The organism is Larsenimonas rhizosphaerae (assembly GCF_026240105.1).
GTDB classification, from domain to species: Bacteria; Pseudomonadota; Gammaproteobacteria; order Pseudomonadales; family Halomonadaceae; genus Larsenimonas; species Larsenimonas rhizosphaerae.
Genome location: NZ_JAPIVE010000001.1, coordinates 278,696 through 295,716, shown reverse-complemented (window position 1 = coordinate 295,716; position 17,021 = coordinate 278,696). Strand labels below are relative to the sequence as shown.

At 57.5% G+C, this 17,021-nt stretch carries 16 protein-coding genes; 4 read left to right on the top strand and 12 right to left on the bottom strand.

Going from position 1 to position 17,021, the window contains the following annotated elements; translation table 11 throughout:
- Positions 1–160: 160 nt before the first annotated feature.
- Positions 161–1,072 (top strand): LysR family transcriptional regulator, encoded by a 912-nt coding sequence (locus OQ287_RS01370; protein ID WP_250936150.1) that lies wholly within the window; start codon positions 161–163, stop codon positions 1,070–1,072.
- Here OQ287_RS01370 and OQ287_RS01365 read toward each other — a convergent pair.
- From OQ287_RS01365 to rpsU, 4 genes are all read right to left on the bottom strand, one after another.
- Positions 1,069–1,824, bottom strand: a complete 756-nt coding sequence (locus OQ287_RS01365; protein WP_250936148.1) for a Crp/Fnr family transcriptional regulator — start codon at positions 1,822–1,824, stop codon at positions 1,069–1,071. The two genes, OQ287_RS01370 and OQ287_RS01365, sit on opposite strands and share 4 nt — an antisense overlap.
- 370 nt (positions 1,825–2,194) lie before the next feature.
- Positions 2,195–4,066: an RNA polymerase sigma factor RpoD gene (gene rpoD, locus OQ287_RS01360; RefSeq protein WP_250936146.1), complete on the bottom strand. Its 1,872-nt coding sequence runs from the start codon at positions 4,064–4,066 to the stop codon at positions 2,195–2,197.
- A 184-nt stretch (positions 4,067–4,250) separates the two neighbouring features.
- Positions 4,251–6,089, bottom strand: a complete 1,839-nt coding sequence (gene dnaG / locus OQ287_RS01355; RefSeq protein ID WP_265895315.1) for a DNA primase — start codon at positions 6,087–6,089, stop codon at positions 4,251–4,253.
- Between the two features lie 183 nt (positions 6,090–6,272).
- Complete coding sequence (rpsU, locus tag OQ287_RS01350; protein ID WP_250936141.1) at positions 6,273–6,488, bottom strand: 30S ribosomal protein S21; 216 nt, start codon at positions 6,486–6,488, stop codon at positions 6,273–6,275.
- A gap of 230 nt (positions 6,489–6,718) precedes the next feature.
- On the opposite strand from rpsU, the gene tsaD reads away from it, so the two are divergent.
- Genes tsaD through folK form a run of 3 tightly spaced genes read left to right on the top strand, consistent with a single transcriptional unit; the run spans position 6,719 to position 8,662 of the window.
- On the top strand, positions 6,719–7,762 hold the full coding sequence (gene tsaD, locus OQ287_RS01345; protein WP_250936139.1) for a tRNA (adenosine(37)-N6)-threonylcarbamoyltransferase complex transferase subunit TsaD: 1,044 nt from the start codon (positions 6,719–6,721) through the stop codon (positions 7,760–7,762).
- A gap of 1 nt (position 7,763) precedes the next feature.
- Complete coding sequence (folB, locus tag OQ287_RS01340) at positions 7,764–8,129, top strand: dihydroneopterin aldolase (protein WP_250936136.1); 366 nt, start codon at positions 7,764–7,766, stop codon at positions 8,127–8,129.
- A complete protein-coding gene (gene folK / locus OQ287_RS01335) occupies positions 8,126–8,662 on the top strand; it encodes a 2-amino-4-hydroxy-6-hydroxymethyldihydropteridine diphosphokinase (RefSeq protein WP_265895314.1) in 537 nt (178 codons plus the stop codon). The genes folB and folK overlap by 4 nt, the downstream gene beginning before the upstream one ends.
- Here the strand turns inward: folK and OQ287_RS01330 are convergent.
- From OQ287_RS01330 to OQ287_RS01295, 8 genes are read right to left on the bottom strand one after another with little or no spacing between them, the layout of a single operon-like run.
- A complete protein-coding gene (locus tag OQ287_RS01330; RefSeq protein WP_322974081.1) occupies positions 8,657–9,802 on the bottom strand; it encodes a polynucleotide adenylyltransferase in 1,146 nt (381 codons plus the stop codon). The genes folK and OQ287_RS01330 overlap by 6 nt on opposite strands.
- Positions 9,799–10,122 (bottom strand): thiosulfate sulfurtransferase GlpE, encoded by a 324-nt coding sequence (gene glpE / locus OQ287_RS01325; RefSeq protein WP_265895313.1) that lies wholly within the window; start codon positions 10,120–10,122, stop codon positions 9,799–9,801. The genes OQ287_RS01330 and glpE overlap by 4 nt, the downstream gene beginning before the upstream one ends.
- A 25-nt stretch (positions 10,123–10,147) precedes the next feature.
- Positions 10,148–10,963 (bottom strand): symmetrical bis(5'-nucleosyl)-tetraphosphatase, encoded by an 816-nt coding sequence (locus tag OQ287_RS01320; protein WP_265895312.1) that lies wholly within the window; start codon positions 10,961–10,963, stop codon positions 10,148–10,150.
- Positions 10,964–10,985: 22 nt separating this feature from the next.
- Positions 10,986–11,369 (bottom strand): Co2+/Mg2+ efflux protein ApaG, encoded by a 384-nt coding sequence (gene apaG / locus OQ287_RS01315; protein WP_250936128.1) that lies wholly within the window; start codon positions 11,367–11,369, stop codon positions 10,986–10,988.
- Positions 11,366–12,169 carry a 16S rRNA (adenine(1518)-N(6)/adenine(1519)-N(6))-dimethyltransferase RsmA gene (gene rsmA, locus OQ287_RS01310; protein ID WP_265895310.1) on the bottom strand — a complete coding sequence of 268 codons (804 nt, stop codon included), beginning with the start codon at positions 12,167–12,169 and terminating at the stop codon, positions 11,366–11,368. The genes apaG and rsmA overlap by 4 nt, the downstream gene beginning before the upstream one ends.
- 9 nt (positions 12,170–12,178) lie before the next feature.
- Positions 12,179–13,189 carry a 4-hydroxythreonine-4-phosphate dehydrogenase PdxA gene (pdxA, locus tag OQ287_RS01305; RefSeq protein ID WP_265895309.1) on the bottom strand — a complete coding sequence of 337 codons (1,011 nt, stop codon included), beginning with the start codon at positions 13,187–13,189 and terminating at the stop codon, positions 12,179–12,181.
- 7 nt (positions 13,190–13,196) lie between these two features.
- Entirely contained in the window at positions 13,197–14,495 is a 1,299-nt protein-coding gene (locus OQ287_RS01300; protein ID WP_265895308.1) for a peptidylprolyl isomerase, read from the bottom strand.
- Positions 14,496–14,553: 58 nt separating this feature from the next.
- Positions 14,554–16,977 (bottom strand): LPS-assembly protein LptD, encoded by a 2,424-nt coding sequence (locus OQ287_RS01295; RefSeq protein WP_250936124.1) that lies wholly within the window; start codon positions 16,975–16,977, stop codon positions 14,554–14,556.
- Positions 16,978–17,021: the final 44 nt, after the last annotated feature.

The following is a 17,021-nucleotide window of genomic DNA, read 5'->3' as shown; positions in this document are numbered from 1 at the left end:
CACTCCCGATAAAACATCAATTGGATACTGCAGTTAAGTGCCGAAACAAGGCAATACGGCAATAATACCGAGTGTAGGCAAATATGATCGCCGACAGAAGAGAACAGACGTCATAATAGTATTGCCATTCAGCAACAATGACAGGATAACTGCTGTAACCATGCAACACTGGGATCGTATTGAAGCCTTTATTGCCGTTGTCAGAACCGGCCGGTTTTCTTCAGCAGCACTCGCCCTCAAGGTATCGGTTTCTCACGTCAGTCGGTTGGTCGCCGGGCTGGAGCAACAGCTTGGGACACAGCTTCTCTATCGCACGACCAGAACACTGCTGCTGACCGACGCCGGGCGTATTTACTTTGAGCGGTGCCAGCCACTGATCAGCGAGCTTGAGGAAGCAACCCATGCCGTACAGTCGCTGGCGGAATCTCCTCATGGCCTGCTTCGCGTCACGGCAGCAACCAATTATGGTGAACGCTTCATTGCACCGCTGGTGAATGACTTCATGACATTGCATCCCCAACTGGAAGTGGACTTCCACCTCACCAATCGACGGATCAACCTGCTGGAGGAAGGAGTGGATCTGGCTATCCGGCTGGGAACGCTTGCGGACTCCAGCCTGATGGCCAGACGCATTGCCAGCCGGCAGGAATACGTAGTGGCAAGCCCTGACTACCTGGCCCGCGAAGGTGTGCCGGAAACGCTGGACGCACTACGCCACCATCACTGCCTGGCCGGCTCTCGAAGAAGCTGGGTCTTTCAGGAAAACGGCCGCCGCCGTGAAGTGCGAATCGATGGGCGCTGGCGAGTAAACTCCGGGCTGGCACTACTGGATGCAGCCCGCAAGGGGCTCGGACTGGCTCAGCTACCGGACTATTACGTGATGGACGATTTACACCAGAACAGCCTGGTGAGTGTACTGAAGAGATACCGGCATCCGGATACCGGCGTATGGGCAGTGTACCCGGGGCATCAGCACACATCGCCCAAGATCAGGCACTTCATCGATTTTCTGGTGGGTGCACTGCCGGCACCGCTGCCCGATCAAAGAATGCCGGACAGCGATGGGCATTAGGCGCCCGGCAGGTCGGCCTCCGGAAGAACGCTTTGCAGACTTTCTTCCAGATATCCTTCGGAGAACCCGGCAACACTTTCCAGCCGCTTCTCATCCAGGATCGTTATCCGGTTTCGGTCACGAATCAGCAGGTTTTCTTCGCGCAGTTCTGTAAAGGTTCTACTTACATGCACCGAACTGAGACCCAGCGCGTCTGCAAATATCTGCTGAGACAGGGGCAGCTCGAAACTCAATCCCAGATCAGGATCGATACGCTTAAGTCGGCAGTACAGCTCGAATACCATGTGAGCAGTTTTTTCGAACGCATTACGCCGACCGAGATTTACCAGCCGCTCGGTCAACATCATCTGTTGACGCCCGGAAATGGAGAAAAAGATCGAAGTAAGGCGTGTAGAGCGCTCGAATATATCGACAATATTGCGATGCGGAAACCGGCAGACGACGCCATCGGTCAGCATTACGACGCCACTGAGCCGACGTGTAAAGGCAAATTCACGCAGCCCGATCACATCTCCCGGCAAGAACACATCCAGCACCTGGCGGGAACCATCATCAATATTGCGATAGGAATAGGCCCAGCCGGCGCTGATGGTGCACAGCTCTCCAGCCAGATCGCCTTCTTCCCACAGCACCTCATGTGCCGACAATGAGACCGGGCCCTTTTCCAGCGACATGAGGAGCTCTTTTTCATCCGCTCCAAGCTGACTGTAATGACAAAAGTGACGAACAATACAGCTGTCTTTCTCACTCATGCTGTTTTCCCCGGATATTGGACTTTTACCTATCCATGACCCTTTGGACAGTCATGGCGCGTTTGAATGTACATCCAGGCTCGGCACGGGCCATCATGCTGGAAAATTGCACGGTTACTATTTTCAACGGAGACCGCCAAAAGGTTTTATAACATAGGTTATTTTAATCTAAATAATAAGGGGATTCATACACATAAACACGCTCCCGGGTGCACCTTGCACAAGAAAGGCATCATATTATAACCCTCGGAGCACTACACCCGACACACTGCCGCACACTAAACAGGAAAGCCATCAGCGATCATGGCGTGCCGTGATACATGCCTAAAAAAAGCGCCCCGAGGGCGCTTTCCTGTCTTTCTCACCACGATCACTCGTCAACAAATGAACGCAGCGATTCGCTTCTGGAAGGATGGCGCAACTTGCGCAGCGCCTTGGCTTCGATCTGACGAATCCGCTCACGGGTAACATCAAACTGCTTGCCCACTTCTTCGAGGGTATGATCGGTATTCATGTCAATGCCGAAGCGCATCCGCAGCACCTTGGCCTCACGTGCAGTCAACCCACCCAGCACGTTGCGAGTCGCCTCGATCAACCCTTCACCGGTTGCGGAATCGATCGGCAGCACCATGGTGCCGTCTTCGATAAAGTCACCCAGGTGTGAATCATCATCATCGCCAATGGGCGTCTCCATGGAGATCGGTTCCTTGGCAATCTTCAGCACCTTGCGCACCTTGTCTTCCGGCATTTCAAGGCGTTCACCGAGTTCTTCAGGAGTCGGCTCACGCCCCATCTCCTGAAGCATCTGACGAGAAACACGGTTGAGCTTGTTGATCGTTTCGATCATGTGCACAGGAATACGGATGGTTCTGGCCTGGTCAGCGATGGAGCGCGTGATCGCCTGACGAATCCACCAGGTCGCATAGGTCGAGAACTTGTACCCGCGACGGTATTCGAACTTGTCGACGGCCTTCATCAGACCAATATTGCCTTCCTGGATCAGGTCGAGGAACTGCAGGCCACGGTTGGTGTATTTCTTGGCAATGGAAATAACCAGGCGAAGGTTGGCCTCAACCATTTCCTTCTTGGCACGACGAGCCTTGGCCTCACCGATCGACAGCTTGCGATTGACTTCCTTCAGGCCGGCTACATTCAGATCGACCAGCTCTTCTTCAAAGGCAATCTTGCGCTGGGCACGCAAAATATCAACGCGGTGACCTTCCAGCGAATCCCGGTACCTGGGATGCTTTTCAATGAAAAGATCCAGCCACTCGAGGTTGGCTTCATTGTTCGGGAACGAGGCAATAAAGCTCTTGCGCGGAATCTTGGAGCGCTTGACACACAGACGCATGATGGAGCGCTCCTGGCGACGAACCTGATCCACGCTCAAGCGGACCTGGCCAACCAGACGCTCGAAGTGCTTCGGCACCAGCTTGATCGGTGAAAACAGTTCGGCAAGCCGTGCCTGTTCCTTCTGAACTTCCCTGGAAGCACGCCCCTTCGAGGCAATCAGTGCCTTGGTCTTGTCGTTCTGCTCGCGAATCTGCTCGAAACGGACACGCGCAAGCTCCGGGTCGGGGCCGCCTTCGCTGGCGTTATCATCCTCGTCCTCGTCGCCTTCAGCGTCGTCTTCGTCCTCGTCGTCCTTGTCGGCCTCGCCTTCAGCCTTCTCGGGCGGAACATATTCTTCTATTTCTTCCACTTCGGCAGCGCCCGGCGTCCCTTCATCCGGGTCAATGAACCCGCTGAAAAGATCCGACAACCGACCAGGCATTTCCTCGTCCTGAGTGGCGTCGTATGCATCGAGAATGGAATCTACCGCACCCGGCAGATACGCAAGCGATCCCATGACCTCACGGGTACCTTCCTCGATCCGCTTGGCTATTTCGATTTCGCCTTCGCGGGTCAGAAGTTCCACCGAACCCATTTCACGCATGTACATGCGCACCGGGTCGGTCGTACGGCCGACATCGCCCTCGACAGCAGCCAGAGCGGCGACCGCTTCCTCGGCAGCAGACTCGTCGGTAGACGAGTCGGACATCATCAATGTATCTTCATCAGGCGCTTCTTCAACGACCTTGATACCCATGTCGTTAATCATGCTGATGATGTCTTCTACCTGCTCGGGATCTGCGATATCCTCGGGCAGATGGTCGTTGACCTCAGCGTAGGTAAGATAGCCCTGCTCCTTACCCTGTGCGATCAACTCCTTCAGACGCGACTGCTGTGTATTTCCAGCCATAGAAACCTATCTCGACGAAGAAGAATGGTGTACCTGAAACTCAAAATGAAGTAGCGCGGCAACGAACGGACCATTATAGCGGAGCGGGTCGTTTGCGCCAGCTTCATATTGACTGGTGTTCCGGGTATGCTATTTTGTAGCGTTTAGCCATATACCCCCTAGATGAGGGGGCATCCTGTAATTTTCAACCCTTCCCCTGCGACAACTGTTGCGCCAGTTGCCACATTCTGACGGCGTCATCCCGGGAAAGTTTCTCACCCTGTTTTTCTCGAGCGACCAGCGCCTCGTACTCACTGTGCGGAGAACTGCTTTCACGGCGGCGTTCAAAATGCGCCACGATCTGGCGAAGCTCTTCACTGCGATATTCCGGCGGCAAAAGAAGATCCCGACGAGACAGCAGCCTGCGCAACTGCTCCCCCTCTTCACTGCCATGGAAATGCCCCATGATGACCTGCGCCGAACGATACCCACCGGCGCGAATCAATCGAATGACCCGAGACAGCAACTGCCCCGATGCCGTTTCCGGGCACCAGTCCACCGATTCAGGCAACTCGTTCACGCTTTCCGGCGCATGAAGCAGCAGCAAAAGGGCCTGATCGCACCGATCCAGAAGCCCTGCTCGTGAAGACGACGTTGAACGTAATCGCGCTTCTTCCTGAGCCGGTGCATTCCGATTATTTCCTGTATCGGCCGAAGGCGTGGAATTCTTGTCCGGCAGCAGCGCCGTGATACGGCTGCGTTCAATGCCACTGCGCTCGGCAAGTGCCTCGATCATCAAGGACCTGAGCACTCCATCGGGCAGATCACGTACATGCGCCAGCACCTTGCTGACAAAGCGCTCTCGCGACTCGATCTGTTTTAGATCAAGCCCTTCGGCAGCCTGTTCGAACAGAAACTCCGACAGCGGGCTGGCACAGACCACACGCTCTTCGAAACGCTCTGCACCCTCGGCACGAATCAGCGAGTCGGGATCCTCCCCTTCGGGAAGAAACAGAAAACGTGCCTGGCGACCGTCCAGCATGTGAGGCAACACGGTGGAAAGAGCCCGAACAGCCGCCTGCCGCCCAGCCTTGTCACCGTCAAAGCAAAACACGATTTCGCTGACCAGCCGAAACAACCGTTGCAAGTGTTCCGGTGTTGTTGATGTACCCAGCGTGGCCACTGCGTTGTTTACGCCAAACTGGGCCAGCGCCACCACATCCATGTAGCCTTCAACAATCAACAGACGCTCGGCTCGCGGGTCCATTTTCCGGGACTCGAACAGGCCGTAAAGCTCTCGCCCCTTGTGAAAGACAGGCGTTTCAGGCGAGTTCAGGTACTTGGGTCTGGCATCACCCAGCACACGACCACCAAACCCCAGAGTGCGCCCCTTCCAGTCCCGGATCGGAAACATGACCCGATCCCGGAAACGGTCATAGGTGCGACCGGTCCCTTCCTTTTCTACCAGCAGGCCATATTCCACCTGCTGATCCTCGGCCACATTACGCTGAGCCAGCGTATGCTTCAGGCCATCCCAGCTGTCCGGGGCAAAACCGATGCCGTAACGTCGAATGACTTCATCGGAAAGTCCACGACGTGCCAGGTACTCCCGTGCCGCCGAAGCGTCCTGTTGCGTCAGTTGATAGCGGTAATAACGCGCAGCAATTTCAAGAACGTGCTCGCTCTCTTCCTGTTGACGTTTCTTCTCACGGGCCTTTTCCTGCGCCACGGGGTTGTCATCATCCTCACGCTGAACATCCAGACCGAATCTGGCCGCCAGCTGCTCGACAGCCTCCGGAAACCGCAGCCCGTCATATTCCATCAAAAAGCGCACGGCATTACCGTGAGCGCCACAACCAAAGCAGTGATAAAACTGCTTGTCGGGGCTAACGGTAAAGGACGGTGACTTTTCATCATGAAACGGACAGAGCCCCTGGAAGTTGCGCCCCGCCTTCTTGAGTACGACACGCTCATTCACAAGCTCGACAACATCGGCTCGCGCCAACAGGTCGTCAATAAACCGTTGTGAAATCTGTCCTGCCATCGGAAGGCCACTGCGTCAACGTCAACTGAAAGAGGAGTCATGCAGGCATCCATTATGCCGGCAGCCCGGAAGGGGTCACTGTGCCAAGACAGCTTTTATCCTGTACAAAGCAAACGGCCGCCAGAGGCGGCCGTTTGTAATCCTTCTAAAGCTGCTCGATTGCTCAAGCAACCCAGGTACGGATCAATACAACCGTTCGAAACGCTTGCGCTCACGCTGAACCTTCTTGGCGTGACGTTTTACTGCAGCAGCAGCCTTGCGCTTACGAACAGCCGTCGGCTTTTCGTAGTGCTCACGGCGACGTACTTCAGACAGAACACCACCTTTTTCGCAGGAGCGTTTGAAGCGACGGAGTGCGACGTCGAACGGTTCGTTATCGCGTACTTTTACAGAAGGCATTAAGCGATCACCACCTTGGATTAAGTAGATCGGTTATGAACGTGCTCAATGCCCGACAGTCATGAAGGCCTCCCGACATGCGGGCTGCCTATGCCTGCCCAGGGACATATCAAGCACAGCTTACTCAAGAGGACCGGTATTATAGAGATCGTCAAGCATTATTGCAATTGGCCTGACAGCGCTTTTCCAACCGATTACACTGAGCGCCCCGACAAGAATAGAGTTTTTCCATGCGCGTACTTGGCATCGAGTCTTCCTGCGACGAAACCGGCGTTGCGCTTTATGACACTGAATCCGGCCTGCTGGCAGATGCCCTCTTCAGCCAGATCGACATGCACGCTGCCTACGGTGGTGTCGTTCCCGAACTGGCATCACGAGACCATGTGCGCAGACTCCTTCCACTGATACAGCAGGTGCTCGATGACGCCGGCATGCACCGCACCGACCTGGATGCCATTGCCTATACCGCCGGCCCCGGGCTCGTCGGCGCCCTGATGGTGGGAGCCTCGACGGCGCACGGCATGGCACGGGCGCTGAACATTCCCGTACTGGGCGTTCATCACATGGAAGGCCACCTTCTGGCCCCGATGCTTGAAGACAACCCTCCCGCCTTTCCCTTTGTGGCGCTGCTGGTATCCGGTGGACACACACAGCTGGTGCAGGTTGAAGGTATCGGACAGTACACTCTGATGGGTGAATCGGTGGATGATGCCGCCGGCGAAGCCTTTGACAAGGTGGCGAAGATGCTGGACCTGCCATATCCGGGCGGCCCGTCAGTATCGGCACTGGCTGCCAGCGGCGCCCCCGGACGCTTTCGCTTCCCCAGACCCATGACAGACCGACCCGGTCTCGATTTCAGCTTCTCCGGACTGAAAACACATACCATGACCACGCTCAAGGCCCTGGTGCGTGACAACGCTCTGGACGAACAGGCGCGCGCGGATGTAGCCCGCGCCTTTGAAGAAGCCGTGGTGGATACACTGGCCATCAAATGTCGTCGAGCACTCAAGGCGACCGGATACCGACGCCTGGTGGTGGCCGGCGGGGTCAGTGCCAACAAGCGGCTGCGTGACTCACTGGGCAATGCCCTGCACGCGCTGAGCGCTGAGGTATTTTACCCCCACCCGCGCTTTTGCACGGACAACGGGGCCATGATTGCCTTGGCAGGCGCACTGCGCCTGAGCCAGGGTGAGCATGACACCGGCACCATGCACACCACGCCACGCTGGCCATTGGACACACTGCAGGCACCACGGGCTCACGAGGATAGTTGAAATGGATATCATCCTGATTGATGGCCTGGCCATTGATACCACCATCGGTGTCTACGACTGGGAGAAGCGTATTCAGCAGCGACTGATTCTTGACCTTGAACTGGGCTGGGATATTCGCCCCGCAGCGGCAGACGATGACCTGAATCAGACATTGAATTACGCTGCGATCAGCGAACGCCTGATCGAGTTTGGCAACAGCCACCGCCTTGAGTTAATCGAGACCTTCGCTGAGCGCGTTGCCACGCTTCTCCAGGAAGAATTCAGCATTCCATGGCTTCGCCTGACCCTGCACAAGCCTGGCGCTGTTCCCGAGGCCCGCTCGGTAGGAGTGCGTATCGAACGGGGCCAACGGAATGCACTGCCATGACTGAAGTACTTCTTGGCATCGGCAGCAACCTGAATCCTACCCACCATCTTCGCCTGGCCCTGGACGCGCTGAACGCAAGGTTCGGGCCCATCGCTACCTCACGAGTATTTGAAAGCCAGCCGGTCGGCTTCGACAGCACCAACCTCTTTTACAACATGGTGGTTGCCATCAGCACACCGCTGCCTCCGGAGATACTTGCAGAGCAGCTGAAGGCGATGGAGTATCAGCTGGGGCGGCCCGAAAATGCCCGTAAATTTGCGTCGCGCGTCATTGACATCGATGTATTGACCCATGGGGAATCGGTGCTTCAGAAGGACGGGCTGGTATTGCCCCGCAACGACATTACCCAGTATGCCTTCGTACTGAAGCCTCTGGCCGAGCTACGACCACATACCCCTCACCCGGCGCTGGGTACCACGTACCAGGCACTCTGGCAGCAGTTTTCTACTGCTACGCCACAGCCCCTGACACCGATTCACTTTGAGTGGCAGGGCCGCTGCATTTCCTCACCGGATGCCGAGCATTCGCTATGACGATAACCCAAGCCGCGCCCTGATGGCTTCGGCACGCGCCTGTGCAAGTGCCTCCCCCATGGCCGGGCCCTTGAAGCCCTGCTGTACCAGCGCCTGAGGCGAAACGCTTCGGGCAGCCTCAAGCGCCTCGCCAAGCATCGCTACATCAGCAGACCGGGACACTTCACACTCCAGCATGGCAATGGCCTGTCGGGCCCGCTCTTCCTTTCGCCAGGCATCAATACCATTGAGCCAGTCAAGCCAGCCGGACGTGGACGTCGGCCATGACGCCATCACGCGTCGCGTTCTGGCCAGCACCAATGAAAGCTGCATGAATCGTTTCGGGACCTTGAGGCGCTGACTGATCGCAACGATCTCGTCTTCAGCATGGAACTGCCACAGCGCTGCCCACCGTTCCTCCTCCAGCACATGGCTCGGCAAGACGGCAAGCCCCTTATCAAACCGGGAAGTTGTCGCCGTTTCGCCAAACAGGGGGGCCAGCGCGCCACAATCCGCCAGTACCTCAAAAAACACGACCGGCGCCACTTCGCCCAGCGCCTTTTCGGTTTCCTGCCAGACGCGCTCGGCCACCAGATGCCCCATCTCGCCGTCACGGACCATCTGCAGCAGCAACTGGCGAGTACTCTCGTCAATCTCGAATGAAAACGGAGCATATCGCGCCATGAAGCGAGCAAGCCTCACCACACGCAAGGGATCTTCCACAAACGCGTCACTGACATGCCGAAAACGACGATGGTGACAATCCTGAACACCCGAGAAAGGATCCACCAGAGTGCCATCCGGCGCTCGGGCAATAGCATTGACGGTAAGATCACGTCGAGACAGATCCTCTTCAAGCGTCACCTCCGGTGAGGCATTGACGGTAAACCCGCCATAACCATGTCCGGTCTTGCGCTCGGTACGCGCCAGCGCATATTCCTCATGGGATACCGGATGAAGAAATACAGGAAAGTCCCGCCCTACCGGACGAAACCCGCGTGAAAGCATCTCATCCACGGTCGCCCCTACCACGACCCAATCCTGATCAAACACGGGCCGCCCCAGAAGCGCATCACGCACTGCCCCACCGACCAGGTAAACGTCCAGGCCTGCAACGACCTCATCGGCCCCGCCGATCACCTTATCCTGCCAGCCACTCATGATGCGGCAGTACGCTCGGGGTACTGATGGCGCCACTGCTCAAAACCACCATCCAGACTGTACACTTCACTGAACCCCTGCCCGACCAGCCACTGGGCGGCCTGCTGGCTCGAATGCCCGTGATAGCAGACAACGACCACGGTCGCATCTGCCGGAGTATCAGCCACGAACCCGGCGACCGTACTGTTATCGAGGCGATGACTGCCTGGAATATGCCCGGCAGCAAAGCTGTCAGGATCACGGATATCCACGATGGCAGGCTCGGCCTGCGTGGCAAGCCACTGTGAGAGTGTCTCACCGGAAAGATGTGAAAAGGCCATGACAGACTCCTTGCATTGAATGGAATTACTGACGACTGGGTACGGTGGTCAGCGTTGCATCAGGCAGTGTCAGAGCGGTCAGGCAGCCTTTCCAGACACAGCCTGTATCCAGCGCCCAGCCCGAAATACGCGACGCAGGCATCGCACCTTCAAGAGCAGCCCAGTGCCCGAAAGCCAATGACGGGCCATCATGCACACGCGGATACTGAAACCATGGGGCAAAGCCTTCAGGTGCACTGTCGAGCCCCTCCTTTGCCTTGAAATCGAGTGTTTCATCGTCATCGATGAACCGCATCCGGGTCATGACGTTGACAATGGCACGAAGACGGTCACTGCCTGTCAATGCATCATCAAACCGGGCCGGCTCATTGCCATACATGCAGGACAGGAACGACTCGACCTGATCCCCACCCAGCACCGCTTCGACTTCCCTTGCCAGCCCGGCGGCCTTTTCGACCGACCAGGAAGGCAGTAGTCCGGCATGCACCATGGCCACGTCGTGCGTATCACTGACACGCATCAACGGCTGACGGCGCAGCCACTCGATCAGTTCATGTCGATCAGGTGCGTCCAGGATGGACTGCAGGGTATCCCCTCGCTTCAACCGGCCATGACCATAGGCCACGGCCAGCAGATGAAGGTCATGATTCCCCAGGATGATCCCGACATGATCGCGCCGCGCATGAACTTCGCGCAGGCACTCAAGGGACTCTGGGCCCCGATTGACGATATCTCCGGCCACCCAGAAGGTATCCTGCTCCGGGTCAAATGACAGCGCCTTCATGAGGTCCGTAAACTCACGATGGCACCCTTGAAGATCGCCCGCGATATGCAGTTTCATACGGATCCTTCAGCCTGGTGAATCAGTGAACACTATTGGGGGGTGACAGGCGAAACGGCGGGATGGACACCTCGAACTCGACACCGCCGTCTCCCGAGAAGGTATAGCTCCCCTCCATGACGCCGACCTCGCAATCCATGACCGCCCGACTGCGATAACTGAAGTATCCCCGCCCGGCAATCAACGGTTTTTCACCCACCACACCTTCGCCCCGTACTTCCTGCACCTGACCACTGCCCTGGGTAATGCGCCAGTAGCGTCTCAGCAACTGGACTTCCTGTTCCCCATGATTGTGGATCTCGACGTCATAGTTGAAGACAAAGCTGCCTTCCTTGAGATCAGAGTCTTCGGCGACGTACTCCGGACTGACCCTGACATCAATTACCGCTGCCGGGTCATCAATCATGGCGCAGTCTCGCTCAGGGCATTGGCCAACCGAACGTACTCTTCAAGCGACAGGGTTTCAGGGCGGCGCGTCGGGTTGATCGACAGCGCCTCCATCTGCTCGGCACTGATGATGGTCTTCAGATTATTGCGCAGGGTCTTGCGCCGTTGTGAGAAGGCCTGCTTGACCACACTGGCAAAAACGGTCATGTCATGCGCCTGATGTGGCCTTGTGGCGTACGGTGTGAGCCGAACAATGGCCGAATCCACCTTTGGCCGGGGCACAAAGGCTTCCGGCGGCACGTCAAACAGATGATCGACCCGACAGAAATACTGCGCCATGATCGACAGACGCCCCCACTGGCCCGAATTCGGCTGCGATGCGAGCCGCGCGACGACTTCCTTTTGAAGCATGAAATGCATGTCGCGCACGATATCGTTGACCTCCAGCAGCTTGAAAATCAGCGGCGTGGAAATGTTGTAGGGCAAGTTGCCTACCACTCTAAGCTGCTCACCCGGTGAGACCAGCGAGCGAAAATCAAAGGCCAGCGCATCAGCCTGATGAATACGAAATTCCGGATAGTTGAAAAACTGGGTTCTGAGCCCGGGCACCAGGTCACGATCAAGCTCGATAACGTCCAGAGCCTGAGCGCCATCCAGCAATCCCTGAGTAATGGCACCCTGCCCAGGGCCGATTTCCACCAACCGATCACCCTCAACAGGGTGAATGGCGCGCACCAGGCGATCAATGATGCCGGTGTCGCGCAGAAAATTCTGCCCAAAGCGTTTGCGTGCCCGATGGGGCGTGGGAGCATGGGTCATAAGACGAACTTACTTTCCTTGAGTGGCCGCACGGGCCATGACGAGAGCCTGGTCGATTGCCACATCCAGACTACCTCGTTCGGCCCGGCCGCTGCCGGCCAGATCGAGTGCGGTTCCGTGGTCCACGGAGGTCCTGATGATGGGCAATCCCAGAGTAATATTGGCAGCGCGACCAAAGCCGGCATATTTCAGTACCGGTAACCCCTGGTCGTGATACATGGCAACCATGGCGTCACTGTCACGCAGATGATGTGGGGTAAACGCCGTGTCTGCCGGCAACGGGCCGCTGAGCACCATGCCTTCTTCACGAAGCAGCGTCAGCGCGGGGGCTATGATGTCATCATCCTCGCGCCCCAGATGCCCTCCTTCCCCGGCATGCGGATTAAGACCACAGACCCCGATACGTGGTGCTGACACGCCGAAGTAACGCACCAGATCCCGGTGAAGAATACGAAGCGTCGAAGTGATCTTGTCCGCCGTTACCGCCGCTGGCACATCTGAAAGCGGCATATGGGTCGTCACCAGCGCAACGCGCAGATTTTCGGTAGCCAGCATCATGACGACATCATCAACGCCACAGGCATCACGCAGGTACTCCGTATGACCTGTAAACCGGGGGTAGCCCGCGTCGATGATCACTCCCTTGTGCAGCGGAGCCGTCACAATGGCTGACGCCTCGCCGGCCAGGCAGGCACGAATGCCTTCATCCAGGCAGGCCAGCACGTACCCGGCATTGCGGCGATCCAGCTGGCCGGCTACCACCGGTGCTGACAGTGGCACGGAGCGCACCGGCAGCACACCGGGAGCAGGCGTAATACTCTGCCCCGGCACCACCTCGATGATTTCCAGTTTCACCCCCAGCAGGCGAGCCCGGTCGCGAAACAAGGCAGGGTCCCCTACGACAGCAAAAGGGGGCAACGACACCATGCGTTCGGGCTGGCAGACCAGATCAATGACCAGATCCGGCCCGATCCCCGCCGGTTCACCGGCGGTGATCAACAGAGGACGTAATGCGGTCATGGATACCTCACTGCACTGCGGTATCGTTCAACCGATTATCGACATAGGCCGAGGCACGAATTTCCTGCAGCCAGCTGTCCAGTTCCTCATTGACCTTACGCTCGAAGAGCTTCTGACGAATCTGCTCACGCTGACTGTCCTCGGTGACATCACGCTGGCGGCGCCCTTCCACTTCGATGACATGCCAGCCGAACCGTGACTTCACCGGCTCGGAAATCTGTCCCTGCGGCAGGCTTTCCAGTGCCTTTGCAAAGGCGGGCACCACATCCGACGGGTTGGTCCAGCCCAGTTCACCGCCATTGAGTGCCGTGCCCTTGTCATCACTGTACTGACGAGCCAGCGCACCGAAATCGGCGCCCTGCCTAAGCTCACGGGATACCTTCTCCGCAAGCGCCTGAGCCTGGGCATCGCTGCGATTCGGGTTTGGGCTTATAAGAATATGGCGGGCATCAACCTGCGAAATCAGCTGCTGCTGTCCACCCTTTTTCTCGACCAGCTCCACCAGATGAAACCCGCTGGAGCTTCGGATCGGTGCACTGACGTCGCCGGCACTCATGCCAGGCACGACATCAACAAAAATGGTGGGCAGTTCATTGCGCGGCCGCCATCCCAGATCACCTCCTTCAAGGGTCGGATCACTGCTCACTCTCGCGGCCACCTGAGCAAAGCTTTGCTGCCCGCTGCGAATCTTCTGCCTCAGCGCGTCGGCCTTCTCGCGGGCGGCATTCACCTGCGCGCTGGTCGGATTTTCCGGCAGTGTGACCAGGATATGAGCCAGATGATAACTGGCCTGGTCCTGGGCCCCCATCTTGTCCAGGTACTGATCAACCTCACGCTCGGGAATCGTTACCCGGCTGGCAACCTGTTGCTTTTGCAGCATGGAAACCAGCAGTTCCCGACGCACCTGGTCACGCACGGTATCAAAGGATACGCCCTGTTTTTTGAGCATGGCCTGGAACTGATCCAGGGTCATGTTGTTGCCCTTGGCCACCTGACGCAACGCCTGACTCAACTGGTCATCATCCACTGACATGTTGGCCTTTTTGGCCATCTGCAGCTGAATGTCTTCCAGAATCATTCGATCCAGTACCTGCTGACGCAGGGCATCACCACCGGGGGCCTGTACATTACGCGTGGACAGCTGCTTCTTGACCTGCTCAATGCGGCGGTCAAGATCGCTCTGCATGATGGCGTCCTGATTTACTACAGCCACGATTCGGTCCAGAGGCTGGCTGGCAGCGTAGCCCAGCGGGCTGAGGCCCATGAGAAGGGCAAGCCCGGCGGGGGCCAGAAACGTCTTGCGCATGATGTTACTCTCTTGAACAGTCTGTCATCGGTGCGCCCCGACGGGGCGCACCGGACGATTAAAACGTGCCTGGCTGGTACCCAGGAACAGCTTCGGAGAAATACGGATCCGGGTCCTGCCCGATACCGCCCAGTCCCTTGAAGATAAACCGCAGGAAGATACCGCGCTTGGTTTCATCATCCACGATGGTGTTGGCACTATCATCATCATCGATCCACTCGCGCCAGGCGACTTCGACGCCATAGCAGCAGTCGTTGAACTGTACACCTGCCAGCTTTTCAAGCGCACGACTGTTGGTTTCATCGTACAGGTAGCGACCAATCAGCGAGACACCGGCCGTCGCCTTCCAGGCAAACGAGAGATCATATTCGTTACGGTTGTATCCCAGACGGTCCTTGCTGTCTCCGGCGGGATCAAACCCCTGAACCTCCCAGCGATACCCCAGGTTGACGATACTGCCGCCCGGGTCACGGTAACGAAGGTACGTCGAGTTCTGCTCGGTACGGCCACGCTCGGTGTCATAAAGCATCGCGTAACGCGCGCTCCAGCGCCGGGTCAGCTGCCAGTCGACCTGGGCAACCGCCGGTGAGTACTCCCGGTGGTCGTTGTAATAATACTGACTGTTGGGATCATCGTAATTCTTGCTGGGGTCGTTGTCGTTAACTTCACGATCATCGAAATAGCGGCTCTGACCCAGCGACAGCTTCAGCCGTTCACGACCAGTGGCATCTTCCAGAAAGCGGGAGCTGACCCCATAGGAGAGCTTGTTGACATCACCGATCCGATCACTGCCGGTAAAGCGATAGGGAGACCACAACCGATTCCAGGAATAGGACTGGGGGTTGGTATCGAATACCGGCATGTCATCCTGGTCGCGCTCGGGCACGTAGGCATAATAAAGCCGGGGTTCGAGCGTCTGACGCCAGCGGGAATCAAAGGCAGAAAAGTCGCGTTCGAAGATCAGACCGGAGTCCACGGAAAGTACCGGCGCCGCGACAGAGGGTGATTCGTCGCGCCCGTCGAGGCTTGCTTCATTACGATTGCCGTAATCGAGATCGTACTGGCTGTACCACAGCTCGGCGCGCGGCTCGAAAAAGCCCCAGCTGTTATCGCCCCGATAACCGACGGCCGGTGCAAAATGAATCCGTGAGCCGGTGGCCGATTCACGCAGCGGCACATCGTTACGATCAATGTCGCGCCAGAAATACGTGGCAGTACTGTTCCATTCTTCGTAAGTGCCCGAAGATTGATCCCACCGCGCCTGAGCCAGCAGTGCCGGAAGCTCATAAAACGGCTTGTCATCGTCGGCCAGCGGGTAGTCCATTTTCTGGAAACCACGCGCACGGCCCTGCAGATGCCAGACATCCCCCTGGTAGTCCAGACGGGCCAGACGCTCGAGATAATCGGTATCGATCTCATCAAAGCTCTGGCCAAAATCATCAAAGTAGTCGCCATCACTGGCGGCACCATATTTCAGATCATACCGGGTACGCTCTGAAAAACGGCCGCTGTGGGTATAGTTGATATACCAGCGGTCCTGATCCTTGTGACTGTCATCGCCGCCGGGGTTGTCTCCCCCTTCATCACTGCCAAGATATGCTCCGGCAATCGCACCCTTGTCCGTACCGAACAGATAACGAAACTCACCACCAAGCATGGCACCACGGTTCTGGATATAGCGCGGCGTCAGGGTCGCGTCATAGTTGGGTGCCAGATTGAGGTAAATCGGCTGACTGTAGTCAAGACCGTCAGAGCTTCCGTAGCTGATCAATGGCCACAGCGCGCCGGTATGGCGACGATCATCGAGGGGGAAGCTCAACCAGGGCCAGTAGAAGACCGGAATATCCTCGATCTCAAGCCGCGCGTTGGTGGCCGTGCCATACCCGTTTTCACGATCCAGCACGACATTGCTGCCGATCAGTCGCCAGAGGCTGCTTTGTGGATCACAGGTCGTGAAACTGGCCTCGCGCAGCTGATAGCGGCCATCCTTGAGGCGCGCCAGTGACTGGGCATCCCCGCGGGAATGCTGGCTGTGAAAGACATAGTGCGCACTGTCAACCTGCGCCGCATCGCTGTTCAGGGCGATATCCGCGCTGTCACCTCGCACCAGTGCACCGTTGGCACGCCAGGCGAGGGGACCGGACACGTGAGCATTCGTACGGTCCTGGTTGACGGACACCTGCGGTGCCTCCACCTGTTGGTTACCACGGCGCAACACCACATCGCCATTGAGAATGGTCTCACCGCTGCTGCCGTAACCGGCGCTGTCCGAACTGCTGCGCACCTGTGACGGGGTCTGCCCGGCACCAATACGGTACGCAGGCATGACATAGCGCCCACGACACAGGGCATCCGCAGGGCGATCTTCACCCCAGGGTTGCCAGTCAAGTTGATCGGCCGATAGCGTCGCAGGCGGCGCTGCATGAGCCGTGCCGGCCAGCACGCCGGTCAGTGCGGCGGTCCAGAAGGTACGCTGCCCCATGTTATTCGTCATCCTTGCCTGATAAGGAACGGGGTTCATCCCCA

Bases quoted from the DNA above. Each gene is read 5' to 3' on its own strand.
- OQ287_RS01330 (WP_322974081.1), bottom strand. From the start codon at position 9,802: ATGAGTGGCTGGCAGGATAAGGTGATCGGCGGGGCCGATGAGGTCGTT.
- dnaG (WP_265895315.1), bottom strand. From the start codon at position 6,089: ATGGCAGGACAGATTTCACAACGGTTTATTGACGACCTGTTGGCGCGA.
- rpoD (WP_250936146.1), bottom strand. From the start codon at position 4,066: ATGGCTGGAAATACACAGCAGTCGCGTCTGAAGGAGTTGATCGCACAG.
- OQ287_RS01300 (WP_265895308.1), bottom strand. From the start codon at position 14,495: ATGCGCAAGACGTTTCTGGCCCCCGCCGGGCTTGCCCTTCTCATGGGC.
- apaG (WP_250936128.1), bottom strand. From the start codon at position 11,369: ATGATTGATGACCCGGCAGCGGTAATTGATGTCAGGGTCAGTCCGGAG.
- tsaD (WP_250936139.1), top strand. From the start codon at position 6,719: ATGCGCGTACTTGGCATCGAGTCTTCCTGCGACGAAACCGGCGTTGCG.
- folB (WP_250936136.1), top strand. From the start codon at position 7,764: ATGGATATCATCCTGATTGATGGCCTGGCCATTGATACCACCATCGGT.
- OQ287_RS01295 (WP_250936124.1), bottom strand. From the start codon at position 16,977: ATGGGGCAGCGTACCTTCTGGACCGCCGCACTGACCGGCGTGCTGGCC.
- glpE (WP_265895313.1), bottom strand. From the start codon at position 10,122: ATGGCCTTTTCACATCTTTCCGGTGAGACACTCTCACAGTGGCTTGCC.
- OQ287_RS01370 (WP_250936150.1), top strand. From the start codon at position 161: ATGCAACACTGGGATCGTATTGAAGCCTTTATTGCCGTTGTCAGAACC.
- OQ287_RS01365 (WP_250936148.1), bottom strand. From the start codon at position 1,824: ATGAGTGAGAAAGACAGCTGTATTGTTCGTCACTTTTGTCATTACAGT.
- OQ287_RS01320 (WP_265895312.1), bottom strand. From the start codon at position 10,963: ATGAAACTGCATATCGCGGGCGATCTTCAAGGGTGCCATCGTGAGTTT.
- folK (WP_265895314.1), top strand. From the start codon at position 8,126: ATGACTGAAGTACTTCTTGGCATCGGCAGCAACCTGAATCCTACCCAC.
- pdxA (WP_265895309.1), bottom strand. From the start codon at position 13,189: ATGACCGCATTACGTCCTCTGTTGATCACCGCCGGTGAACCGGCGGGG.
- rpsU (WP_250936141.1), bottom strand. From the start codon at position 6,488: ATGCCTTCTGTAAAAGTACGCGATAACGAACCGTTCGACGTCGCACTC.
- rsmA (WP_265895310.1), bottom strand. From the start codon at position 12,169: ATGACCCATGCTCCCACGCCCCATCGGGCACGCAAACGCTTTGGGCAG.